14 protein-coding genes are annotated in these 11,810 nt (G+C 42.9%); 13 read left to right on the forward strand and 1 reads right to left on the reverse strand.

All coding sequences use genetic code 11. The annotated features are described in order from the left end of the window. Window positions 1-27: 27 nt before the first annotated feature. Window positions 28-672 (forward strand): thiamine diphosphokinase, encoded by a 645-nt coding sequence (locus NSS65_RS07995; protein ID WP_065214345.1) that lies wholly within the window; start codon window positions 28-30, stop codon window positions 670-672. Between the two features lie 71 nt (window positions 673-743). After that, window positions 744-824 carry a stage V sporulation protein SpoVM gene (spoVM, locus tag NSS65_RS08000; RefSeq protein WP_008354550.1) on the forward strand — a complete coding sequence of 27 codons (81 nt, stop codon included), beginning with the start codon at window positions 744-746 and terminating at the stop codon, window positions 822-824. A gap of 72 nt (window positions 825-896) precedes the next feature. On the opposite strand, the gene rpmB is transcribed toward spoVM, so the two are convergent. After that, complete coding sequence (gene rpmB, locus NSS65_RS08005) at window positions 897-1,085, reverse strand: 50S ribosomal protein L28 (RefSeq protein ID WP_003212514.1); 189 nt, start codon at window positions 1,083-1,085, stop codon at window positions 897-899. Window positions 1,086-1,356: 271 nt separating this feature from the next. Here rpmB and NSS65_RS08010 point away from each other — a divergent pair, with 271 nt between their 5' ends. From NSS65_RS08010 to rnc, 11 genes are all read left to right on the forward strand, one after another. Continuing rightward, on the forward strand, window positions 1,357-1,719 hold the full coding sequence (locus NSS65_RS08010; protein WP_008344871.1) for an Asp23/Gls24 family envelope stress response protein: 363 nt from the start codon (window positions 1,357-1,359) through the stop codon (window positions 1,717-1,719). A gap of 15 nt (window positions 1,720-1,734) precedes the next feature. Then, window positions 1,735-3,408, forward strand: coding sequence for a DAK2 domain-containing protein (locus tag NSS65_RS08015; protein WP_144496637.1), 1,674 nt, complete (start codon window positions 1,735-1,737; stop codon window positions 3,406-3,408). A 148-nt stretch (window positions 3,409-3,556) separates the two neighbouring features. After that, window positions 3,557-4,219, forward strand: coding sequence for an L-serine ammonia-lyase, iron-sulfur-dependent subunit beta (gene sdaAB / locus NSS65_RS08020; RefSeq protein WP_047202147.1), 663 nt, complete (start codon window positions 3,557-3,559; stop codon window positions 4,217-4,219). Window positions 4,220-4,239: 20 nt separating this feature from the next. Continuing rightward, entirely contained in the window at window positions 4,240-5,142 is a 903-nt protein-coding gene (gene sdaAA, locus NSS65_RS08025) for an L-serine ammonia-lyase, iron-sulfur-dependent, subunit alpha (RefSeq protein ID WP_024424200.1), read from the forward strand. After that, window positions 5,120-7,168 (forward strand): ATP-dependent DNA helicase RecG, encoded by a 2,049-nt coding sequence (gene recG, locus NSS65_RS08030; RefSeq protein ID WP_081124367.1) that lies wholly within the window; start codon window positions 5,120-5,122, stop codon window positions 7,166-7,168. The genes sdaAA and recG overlap by 23 nt, the downstream gene beginning before the upstream one ends. A 112-nt stretch (window positions 7,169-7,280) precedes the next feature. Continuing rightward, entirely contained in the window at window positions 7,281-7,847 is a 567-nt protein-coding gene (gene fapR / locus NSS65_RS08035; protein WP_024424199.1) for a transcription factor FapR, read from the forward strand. Window positions 7,848-7,862: 15 nt separating this feature from the next. Next, on the forward strand, window positions 7,863-8,861 hold the full coding sequence (gene plsX / locus NSS65_RS08040; RefSeq protein WP_034281756.1) for a phosphate acyltransferase PlsX: 999 nt from the start codon (window positions 7,863-7,865) through the stop codon (window positions 8,859-8,861). 15 nt (window positions 8,862-8,876) lie between these two features. Then, window positions 8,877-9,821, forward strand: a complete 945-nt coding sequence (fabD, locus tag NSS65_RS08045) for an ACP S-malonyltransferase (protein ID WP_061109833.1) — start codon at window positions 8,877-8,879, stop codon at window positions 9,819-9,821. Then, the gene (gene fabG / locus NSS65_RS08050) at window positions 9,821-10,564 is read left to right on the forward strand and encodes a 3-oxoacyl-[acyl-carrier-protein] reductase (RefSeq protein WP_024424196.1); all 744 of its coding nucleotides are present in this window, start codon (window positions 9,821-9,823) and stop codon (window positions 10,562-10,564) included. Before fabD ends, fabG begins: the two co-directional genes overlap by 1 nt. An 81-nt stretch (window positions 10,565-10,645) precedes the next feature. Next, window positions 10,646-10,879 carry an acyl carrier protein gene (gene acpP, locus NSS65_RS08055; RefSeq protein WP_034317822.1) on the forward strand — a complete coding sequence of 78 codons (234 nt, stop codon included), beginning with the start codon at window positions 10,646-10,648 and terminating at the stop codon, window positions 10,877-10,879. Window positions 10,880-11,060: 181 nt separating this feature from the next. Further along, window positions 11,061-11,804 carry a ribonuclease III gene (gene rnc, locus NSS65_RS08060; protein ID WP_034281759.1) on the forward strand — a complete coding sequence of 248 codons (744 nt, stop codon included), beginning with the start codon at window positions 11,061-11,063 and terminating at the stop codon, window positions 11,802-11,804. Window positions 11,805-11,810: the final 6 nt, after the last annotated feature.

The raw sequence follows: 11,810 nt of genomic DNA on the forward strand, positions 1-11,810 counted from the left end.
CTTTTTACATGGAGAGGAGCGTATATCATGCACATACATATCGTAGCCGGCGGTCCTTTTGATTACATCCCGCCCCTTGAACATGAAGCATCACAGGACGATATTCTCTGGGTCGGTGTAGACCGGGGGACGCTCTATTTACTAGAGCACGGCATCATGCCTGCCAAGGCTTTTGGTGATTTTGACAGTGTGACAGAAGAAGAGCTTTGCGAGCTGAAAAAGAAATTGCCTGCCTTGAATGTATTTCAGGCTGAAAAAGATGAAACCGATTTAGAGCTTGCGCTGAACTGGGCCATGCGCCAGCACCCTGCGCATATTCACATTTACGGCATTACAGGAGGAAGGGCTGATCACTTTCTAGGAAATATTCACCTTCTATATCAAGGCATTCAGCACAAGCAGAACATCACTCTTGTAGATAAGCAAAATATCATTCAAATGTTTGGACCTGGTACATACGAAATAAAAGAAGACCCTGATAAAAAATATGTGTCGTTTCTGCCCTTTGGTACATCGGTTGAAAAGCTGACATTAAAAGGTTTCAAATATCCTCTGAAAAATTGTCATATTGAGCCTGGTTCCACACTATGTATTAGTAACGAACTCATCCACTCAAATGGTACTTTTTCTTTTCATGAAGGCATATTAATAATGGTAAGAAGCAAAGATTGACCAACCTATCAATGTGGATGGCTGATTAAGCTCAATTGTGCTGCAAGCGGTACTTTTAGGAGGGGGACAAAATGAAATTTTATACAATCAAACTGCCTAGATTTCTTGGCGGCATTGTCCGTGCGATGCTTGGTTCATTTAAAAAAGATTAATGAGTAATCTCCTTTATTTCCACATAAAAACGCCTGCTACAGTTTATTGTAGCAGGCGTTTACTCTTCTTGCTTATACACGCTCAACTTTACCAGATTTCAAAGCTCGAGCTGATACATATACTCTTTTAGGCTTACCGTCCACTAGAATACGAACTTTTTGAAGGTTCGCGCCCCATGTACGTTTTGTAGAGTTCATTGCGTGAGAACGGTTGTTCCCAGCTTTTGTTTTTCTGCCTGTAATAACGCATTTACGTGCCATTTGTTTCCCTCCTAACTGCGAAAACATCATCATATTCTTCATATACGTACTTAGAGATGCCTCAAGATACTTTAATAATTTACCACAGCTTCAAGGGGTTTGCAAGGATTGTTTACTCCTCTTTCAAGAAAAATACCTTGACATCTTGATAAAAAATCGAGGCTATAGTATAAGTAGGATTGGGTCGGATTGAATGATTTCTTTTAAAAAGAAGGGTCTTATAGTAAAATAGTGATAACTCAGGGCAATTTCTCAAAAAGGGGGAACCAATGTGTCCATTGAACTTAGAACGAAATACGGACAAATTGATATATCAAATGAAGTCATTGCAATGGTGGCAGGAGGCGCTGCGATCGATTGCTATGGTATTGTTGGCATGGCGTCCAAAAACCAAATTAAGGACGGCTTGACGGATATTCTCCGCAAAGAGAACTTCAGCCGGGGTGTTCTTGTGCGTCAGAAAGAAGACCGCATTCATATTGATATGTACATCATCGTCAGCTACGGTACAAAAATATCAGAAGTCGCACATAATGTTCAAACGAAAGTCAAATATACGATTCATCACACAATTGGACTTTCTGTTGACTCGGTCAACATTTATGTACAAGGAGTAAAAGTTACGAACCCGTAGTAAGGAGGAAATATATTGTCTATTAGAAATCTTGATGGCCGCTCATTTGCAAAAATGATTCTTGCAGGTGCTCACCATCTTTCTCAAAACGCACAAATTGTGGATGCGTTAAATGTTTTTCCAGTGCCAGACGGAGACACGGGGACAAATATGAATTTGTCGATGACTTCAGGGGCAAAAGCAGTTGAAGAAACAAACACCGATCATATTGGGAAGGTCGGCGTGGCCCTGTCAAAAGGGTTATTGATGGGCGCAAGAGGAAACTCTGGCGTGATCCTGTCACAGCTCTTTAGAGGTTTCAGTAAACATATTGAACAAAAAGAAACAATTGATGCAAAAGAATTTGCTCTTGCCTTACAGGCGGGTGTTGATACAGCATATAAAGCCGTGATGAAACCGATTGAAGGAACGATCTTAACAGTTGCAAAGGATGCAGCAAAGAAAGCGGTTGCTGTTTCAGCAGCAGAGGATCAAATTGACCGCGTTCTAGAGTTAACGATTGAGGAAGCAAGAGCATCACTTGATCGAACGCCAGATCTGCTTCCTGTCTTAAAAGAAGTGGGTGTTGTCGATAGTGGAGGTAAAGGACTTCTATGCGTATATGAAGGTTTCCTTGCTTCATTAAGAGGTGAAGAGCTTCTTCCTAAATCGGCTTCTTTACCTACGCTAAAAGAACTCGTTAGTGCAGAGCATCATAAAAGTGCACAAAGCCATATGAACACAGAAGATATCGAATTTGGCTACTGTACTGAATTTATGGTGAAATTTGAAGAAGACAAACAGTCCTTTGATGAGAATGCCTTCAGAGAAGACTTAAGTGAATTCGGAGATTCACTTCTTGTGGTGTCTGACGATACACTGGCGAAAGTTCATATTCATGCCGAGCAGCCAGGAGATGTTTTATCATATGCACAGCGCTATGGCAGCTTGATTAATATGAAAATTGAAAACATGAGAGAGCAGCATAGCTCAATCGTGAACGAAGAAAGAGAACATGTGCCTGCTGCACCAAAAGCACCTGCTGCTGAAAAACAGCGCTTTGGTGTGGTCAGTGTCGCAATGGGAGAAGGAATTGCTGACTTGTTCAAAAGCATCGGAGCTTCCGTCGTCATTGAAGGCGGGCAGACGATGAATCCGAGCACAGAAGACATTGTCACAGCAATAGAAAGCGTACATGCCGAAACCGTCTTTATCTTACCTAATAATTCTAATATTGTCATGGCAGCTAAACAGGCGGCAACTGTCTCAAACCGTGAGGTCGTTGTCATTCCGACGAAGACCGTTCCTCAAGGAATGTCGGCACTTCTTTCTCTCAATGAAGCAGCTTCAAATGAAGACAATGAAAGAGCGATGCTAGAAGCGATTGACCATGTGAAAAGCGGGCAGATTACCTTTGCAGTGAGAGATACTCAAATTGATGGAATCGACATTGCGAGAGGTGACTATATGGGTCTGTTCAACGGAAAAATCACGTTAACAGCGAAAAATCAATTAGATGCAGCAAAAGAACTTCTCGCCAAAATGGTGACAGAAGATGATGAGATTGTCACCATCATTAAAGGAGAAGATGCATCATCTGATGAGCTGGATGCGTTACAAGCCTTTATTGAAGAAACATTTGAAGATGTAGAAGTTGAAGTCCACGATGGAAAACAGCCGCTTTATTCATATATTTTAGCGGTTGAATAACGAAAGAAGGGCAAATAAAGCCCTTCTTCTTCTTTTGCAATTTTTTACTAGCCATTCAACGGTGAAATGAGTTGCGGGAAACGAATGAATCCATTAGTCTAAAGAAAGAACCAAACCATACGCGAGTGGTGATGAGAGGGGAAGACCTATGAAATTTAGAAGTGTGTTTGATATTATTGGACCCGTCATGATTGGGCCATCAAGTTCGCACACAGCGGGTGCGGCTCGTATCGGAAGAGTAGCTCGCAGCTTATTTGGAAGAGAACCGAAACGAATTGTCGTTTCATTTTATGGTTCCTTTAAAGATACGTATAAAGGACACGGTACAGATGTCGCCATTATCGGCGGTGTTCTTGACTTTGATACATTTGATGAACGAATCAAAACAGCGATTGATATTGCAAAAAGCAAAGCGATCGATATTGAATTTAAAGAAGAAGAGGCGGTCCCGGCGCATCCGAATACAGCAAAAGTAGAGATTTCAGATGCGAACGGAAGCCTTGAACTAATCGGGATTTCCATCGGCGGAGGTAAAATTGAAATCACAGAATTAAATGGCTTTGAGCTCAGGCTCTCAGGGAATCATCCTGCCATTCTTGTGGTTCATAACGATCGCTACGGGACGATTGCGGCAGTTGCCAATGTCTTAGCGAAATTCGCCATCAACATCGGTCATATGGAAGTGGCGCGTAAAGATGTCGGGCAAGAGGCACTGATGACGATTGAAGTAGATCAAAATATTGACCCAGCTGTCCTATCAGAGCTAGAAACGCTGCCAAACATTATTCAAGTCACACAAATTGCAGAGTAACAACAAGGAGGTTATGAATGATGTTTAAAAACGTCAAAGAACTCGTGCAGCTAACAGAAGAACGGAATACCTCCATTTCAGAAATTATGATTGTGCAAGAAATGGAAGTGACAGGGAAGTCACGTGAAGAAATTTTCTCCCAGATGTACCGCAACCTAGAAGTGATGGAGCAGGCCGTTGAAAACGGACTAAAAGGTGTGAAATCATTATCAGGCTTAACAGGCGGAGATGCAGTCAAACTTCAAGCCTATATCGCATCAGGCAAAACGCTGTCTGGTCATACGATATTAGATGCTGTCAGTAAAGCAGTTGCAACAAATGAAGTCAATGCCGCAATGGGAACCATTTGTGCCACGCCTACAGCAGGCTCTGCAGGTGTTGTACCAGGTACGTTATTTGCAGTAAAAGAAACATTAAAGCCAACAAAGGAACAAATGGTCAGATTCCTATTTACTTCTGGCGCATTTGGTTTTGTTGTGGCGAATAACGCCAGTATTTCCGGTGCAGCAGGCGGCTGTCAGGCAGAGGTAGGTTCTGCATCAGGGATGGCGGCAGCAGCTATTGTCGAAATGGCAGGCGGTACACCGCAACAATCTGCTGAAGCGATGGCGATTACACTGAAAAATATGCTTGGACTTGTTTGTGATCCTGTAGCGGGACTTGTCGAGGTACCTTGCGTGAAACGAAATGCAATGGGTGCATCTAACGCCATGATTGCAGCAGACATGGCTCTTGCCGGCATCACAAGCCGCATTCCATGTGATGAAGTCATTGATGCGATGTACAAAATCGGTCAAACGATGCCAACGGCTCTTCGCGAAACAGCCCAAGGCGGTCTCGCAGCGACACCGACAGCAAGAGAGCTTGAAAAGAAGATTTTCGGAGGTGTGACCTCATCTCGTGATACAGAAACTGCAAGATAATGTCTCTGTCCTGAAGGGGATTGGAGAGGAAACCGAAAAAACACTCAATGAACTTGGAATCTACACAGTAGCCGATTTACTCGGCTACTTTCCTTATCGATATGACGACTATGAGCTTCGTAACTTAGAAGAAGTAAGGCATGACGAACGTGTCACAGTTGAAGGAAAAGTACATAGTGAGCCCGTTCTCACCTATTATGGAAAAAAACGAAGCAGGCTGACATTCAGGCTGCTTGTCGGGCGTTTTCTCATTACGGCGATTTGTTTCAATCGCCCGTATTTAAAACGAAGCCTTGTGTTAGGTGATACAGTTTCCGTCACAGGAAAATGGGATAAAAACCGTCAATCTATCATGGTGCAGGAATTTAAAAAAGGGACGCACGAGCAAGATGGCAGTATAGAGCCCGTTTATTCAGTAAAAGAAAATGTGACCGTGAAAATGATGAGGCGCTTTGTAAAGCAAGCCTTGTCACTTTATGCAGACAAAGCTGAAGATCCATTGCCAAAGCAGCTTGTTTCTGCCTATAAACTCATGTCCTATCAGGAAGCATTAAAAACCATTCATCTCCCAGAAACAAGAGACTCGCTCAAGCAAGCAAGACGCCGTTTTGTGTACGAGGAATTTCTCATCTTTCAGCTGAAGATGCAGGCGATTAGAAAGAAAGAACGAGAGAGAACATCAGGCATCCAGCATCCGTTTTCCAAAGAGGCAGTTTTTGAGTTTGTTGACAGCCTGCCATTTCCGCTGACGAAGGCACAATCAAGAGTGCTTGATGAAATCATGTCGGACATGGCGTCTCCATATCGAATGAACCGGCTGCTCCAAGGAGATGTAGGTTCAGGGAAAACAGCTGTTGCGGCCATTGCGCTTTATGCCGCTCATTTATCAGGTTTTCAAGGTGCATTAATGGTCCCAACAGAAATTTTGGCAGAACAGCATGCCGATTCACTTTACCAGCTGTTTGAAAAATGGGGGCTGAATATTGCCCTTTTGACAAGCTCTGTGAAAGGAAAGCGACGCAGAGAATTGCTTGAACGTTTAAAAGAAGGCGAGATTGACATATTAGTCGGCACGCACGCACTCATTCAAGACGAAGTCGAATTTCAGCAGCTCGGTCTTGTCATCACAGATGAGCAGCACCGGTTTGGCGTAGAGCAGCGGAAAAAACTAAGAAGCAAGGGGCAGGACCCAGATGTCTTGTTTATGACGGCCACACCTATTCCGCGAACACTTGCGATTACTGTCTTTGGAGAAATGGACGTCTCCGTCATTGATGAATTGCCAGCTGGCAGAAAACAAATTGAAACGTATTGGGTGAAGCATGACATGCTTGAGAGAATTCTTGCTTTTGTGGATAAAGAGCTGAGAAAAGGCAGACAGGCATATATTATTTGTCCGCTCATTGAAGAATCAGACAAGCTGGATGTCCAAAATGCGCTTGATGTCCATAGCATGCTCACTGAGGCATACCGCGGCAAGTGGTCGATTGGCTTAATGCATGGGAAGCTGGCGAGTGATGAAAAAGATCAGGTCATGAGAGCCTTTACCGCAAATGAAGTACAAATTCTTGTTTCAACCACAGTCGTTGAAGTTGGGGTCAACGTACCGAATGCAACCATCATGGTCATTTATGATGCAGACCGCTTCGGACTGTCTCAGCTTCATCAGCTAAGAGGCCGGGTCGGACGAGGAGAGCATCAATCATTTTGTATTTTAATGGCTGATCCGAAGTCAGAAACGGGGAAAGAGCGGATGCGGATTATGTCCGAAACAACCGATGGCTTTGAGCTGTCTGAAAAGGACTTAGAACTAAGAGGACCCGGCGATTTCTTCGGTAAAAAACAAAGCGGGATGCCAGAATTTAAGGTAGCAGATATGGTTCACGACTATAGAGCGCTGGAAACGGCTAGAAAAGATGCAGCAGACCTTGTCCAATCGGACGCCTTTTGGACTGATCCCGAATACAAAGAACTCCGGCAAACGCTGATAGACAGCGGTGTGCTGGGAGGAGATAAATTAAGCTGATCAAATGCTGGAGGAATTTTCTTGTCTTTTTGAAACAAGGATTGATTTATCATCTATGAGATTATATACTACTATTAGTACCTAGTCATAAATGTACGGATGGTGTCTGCATATGAAACTAAATAAAAAAGAACGTCAAAAGCTTCTCCAGCAAACGATCAGCTCGACTCCATTCATTACTGATGAAGAATTGGCAAGTAAATTCGGTGTCAGCATACAAACGGTTCGTCTTGATCGTTTAGAGCTGTCGATCCCTGAATTACGCGAAAGAATTAAGCATGTGGCCGAAAAGACATTAGAGGATGAAGTAAAGTCACTTCCACTGGATGAAGTGATTGGAGAAATGATTGATGTAGAACTTGATGACCAAGCCATTTCCATTTTAGAAGTGAGAAAAGAGCATGTATTCAGCCGAAACCAAATTGCCAGGGGACATCATCTCTTCGCCCAGGCAAATTCGCTGGCAGTTGCCGTCATCGACGATGAACTGGCTTTGACAGCAAAAGCGAATATCAGGTTTACAAGGCAGGTGAAACAAGGCGAAAGAGTTGTCTCTAAAGCCAAAGTAGCCTCACATGATAAAGAAAAAGGAAGAACCGTAGTTGAAGTAAACAGCTATGTTGGTGAGGAAGTTGTCTTTTCAGGTGACTTCGTCATGTATCGCTCAAAACAAAAGTAAAAGGTGGCACGTAATATGAGAATTGCAGTCGATGCAATGGGGGGAGATCATGCCCCTAAAGCCATTATTGACGGTGTGCAAAAAAGCTTAACAGCATTTTCAGATATCGAGATTACACTTGTCGGCGATGAAAACAAAATCAAACCATACATAACAAACAACGATCGCATCACGATTTTAGATGCAAAAGAAGTGATTGAACCGACGGATGAACCAGTGCGTGCAGTTAGACGTAAAAAGGATTCATCTATGGTGAAAATGGCGCAGGAAGTATCCGAGGGACGAGCAGATGCCTGCATCTCAGCAGGAAATACTGGCGCCCTCATGACAGCTGGACTGTTTATCGTAGGCAGAATTGACGGTATTGACAGACCGGCACTTGCCCCAACTTTGCCAACACTGGATGGCAGCGGCTTCTTGTTACTAGATGTTGGTGCCAACGTTGATGCTAAACCAGAACATCTCGTGCAATATGCCATGATGGGATCAATCTACGCAGAGCGTGTCTTCCCAAAGAGCAATCCGCGTGTTGGACTGTTAAATGTAGGAACAGAAGATAAAAAAGGCAACGATTTAACGAAAAAAACCTTTGAATTATTAAAAGCATCAGACTTGAATTTCGTAGGAAATGTAGAGTCTCGTGACTTATTAGAAGGTGTTGCTGACGTTGTTGTCACAGATGGTTTCACTGGAAATATTGCGCTTAAAACGATTGAGGGCACAGCCCTTTCTGTCTTTAAAATGCTGAAAGAAACATTAACATCCAGTTTTACAGCAAAAATAGCAGCAGGCATGATGAAGCCGAAATTAATGCAGATGAAATCTAAAATGGATTACTCCGAATATGGCGGTGCCGCTTTATTTGGTTTAAAGGCACCTGTCATTAAAGCGCACGGCTCCTCTGACGAAAATGCCATTTTCCATGCAATTCGTCAGGCACGTGATATCGTAGAAAAAGACGTTTCAGCCATCATTCATCAAGAAGTCCAAAAAGAAACAACGAATGAGTCTTAATGGAGGTAAAGCAGCATGACTAAAATTGCATTTTTATTCCCTGGCCAAGGCTCTCAAAAAATTGGCATGGGAAAAGATTTATTTGACCAAGAAGCAGTATCTAAAGCTGTTTTTGAAGAAGCAGACAAGACCCTCGGGTTTGACTTATCTTCTATGATTTTTGAAGGGGATGCAGAAGAACTGACGCTCACCTTTAACGCGCAGCCAGCTCTTTTAACGACAAGTATCGCCATCTTAAAGAAATTTGAAGAGAGCGGAATCAAAGCAGATTATACAGCAGGACACAGTCTTGGCGAATACACTGCCCTCGTTGCAGCAGGCGCACTTTCGTTTAAAGATGCTGTTTATGCAGTCAGAAAGCGCGGAGAATTAATGAATGAAGCTGTTCCAGCAGGAGAAGGCGCCATGGCAGCAATTCTTGGCTTAGACAAAGCGGCACTTGAAGAAGTGACAAAAGAAGTGACAGAGAGCGGTCACCTTGTAGAGCTCGCTAACTTAAACTGTCCTGGTCAAATCGTGATATCTGGTACAGCAAAAGGGGTAGAACTTGCTTCAGAGAAAGCGAAAGAAAAAGGCGCAAAACGTGCAATTGCCCTTGAAGTGAGCGGACCTTTCCATTCTGCATTAATGAAACCAGCCGCTGAAAAATTTACGGATGTTTTGTCAAAGCTGGATATTGCGGATGCGAAAACACCGGTCATCTCAAATGTAACAGCAGACATCGTGACTTCCCGAGATGAAATTGAGACAAAACTGATTGAACAACTGTATTCTCCTGTTCGTTTTGAAGAAAGTGTGGAACGCCTTATTGATTTAGGCGTCACAACATTTATTGAAATTGGTCCTGGCAAAGTGCTTTCAGGTCTTGTGAAAAAAGTGAATCGCCGTCTGACGACGATTTCCGTTTCAGATCAAGAAACAATTGAAGCAGCCATTCAAACACTCAAGGGGGATTCTTGATGCTTACAAATAAAACAGCCGTTGTAACAGGAGCATCACGCGGGATTGGCCGATCCATCGCGATTGATTTAGCGAAAAGTGGTGCAAATGTTGTCGTGAACTATTCTGGAAACGAAGCAAAAGCAAATGAAGTCGTAGATGAAATCAAAGCACTCGGCCAGCAGGCATTTGCTGTGAAAGCTGATGTCTCAAATGCTGAAGAAGTACAAGCCATGATGAAACAAGCGATTGATACCTTTGGTTCAATTGACATTCTTGTGAATAATGCAGGGATCACAAAGGACAACCTGCTCATGAGAATGAAAGAGAATGAATGGGATGATGTCATTAACATAAACTTAAAAGGTGTTTTTAACTGTACAAAAGCTGTGACACGTCAAATGATGAAGCAAAGAAGCGGAAGAATCATCAATTTGGCTTCAGTCGTTGGTGTGTGTGGAAACCCTGGACAAGCAAACTATGTTGCAGCAAAAGCTGGTGTCATTGGATTAACGAAAACAACAGCAAAAGAGCTGGCAACCCGTCATATTACAGTTAATGCAGTAGCACCAGGCTTTATTTCAACAGATATGACAGACAAGCTTGACGAAAATGTACAGACGGAAATGCTCAAGCAAATTCCGCTCGCACGCTTTGGTGCACCTGAAGATATTAGCAACGTCGTTGTCTTTTTAGCTTCAGAAGGAGCAGGTTATATTACAGGCCAAACCATCCAAGTAGATGGCGGGATGGTCATGTCCTAAGAAATATCAAAATTTCATTCGGTTTTCTCTAGTTTTTTAAAAACAATTCAACTATAATACTTTGAGGGGAGGTGAAAGGCAATGGCAGACGTATTAGAGCGTGTAACAAAAATTATTGTAGACCGCCTTGGCGTTGATGAGGCTGACGTGAAAATGGAAGCTTCATTTAAAGAAGATTTAGGCGCTGATTCCCTTGATGTAGTTGAGCTAGTTATGGAACTTGAAGATGAGTTCGATATGGAAATTTCTGACGAAGATGCTGAAAAAATTGCAACAGTCGGTGACGCTGTGAACTACATAAATAACCAGCAATAAGTGTAACAAAGTCCCGTCTACTTTTGACGGGACTTTGAAAATTTATGTTAGTTTCAACACATTCAGCTGATCAATTGTCAGCCTTTTTCAGATGCTGGGAGCAATGTTTCCCTGCATGTAGAAAGAGAGACTCCATATAATCAGTATCCTTAAAGGCGATTACGCCTACCTGGAGGTTGCTATGCCAAAACAATATAAAGACAAACAGAAACAGAGCAAAAAACTAGAGCAATTTAGAGAATTCCAGCAGCGCATTTCTGTACAATTTAAAAATGAAAAGCTTCTATATCAAGCCTTTACCCATTCCTCTTATGTGAATGAACACCGGAAAAAGCCATACGAGGATAATGAAAGACTTGAATTTTTAGGAGATGCTGTTTTAGAATTGACCATCTCTCAATTTTTATTTGCAAAATATCCAGCGATGAGCGAGGGAGATTTAACGAAACTAAGAGCGGCGATCGTATGTGAACCGTCACTTGTATCACTAGCACATGAGCTGTCCTTCGGAGACCTTGTTCTTTTAGGAAAAGGCGAAGAAATGACAGGCGGCAGAAAACGCCCAGCACTCTTAGCGGACGTATTCGAGGCGTTTATCGGTGCACTTTATTTAGATCAGGGGCTTGAGCCGGTTGAACGTTTCCTAGAAGCGTACGTCTATCCGAAAATTAACGATGGAGCATTCTCGCACGTCATGGACTTTAAAAGCCAGCTGCAAGAATTTGTACAGCGCGATGGAAAAGGTGTGCTCGAATACCGTATCCTGCATGAAAAAGGGCCTGCACATAACCGGGAATTTGAAGCAAATGTATCCCTTCGAGGTGAAGTGCTCGGAATTGGAAATGGACGCTCTAAAAAAGAAGCAGAACAGCACGCTGCACAGGAAGCACTTGCTAAATTGCAGAAACATCATATGAACCAATAAAATCCC

Origin of the sequence: Bacillus sp. FSL K6-1006 (assembly GCF_038593175.1) — a bacterium.
Taxonomy (GTDB): domain Bacteria; phylum Bacillota; class Bacilli; order Bacillales; family Bacillaceae; genus Bacillus; species Bacillus safensis.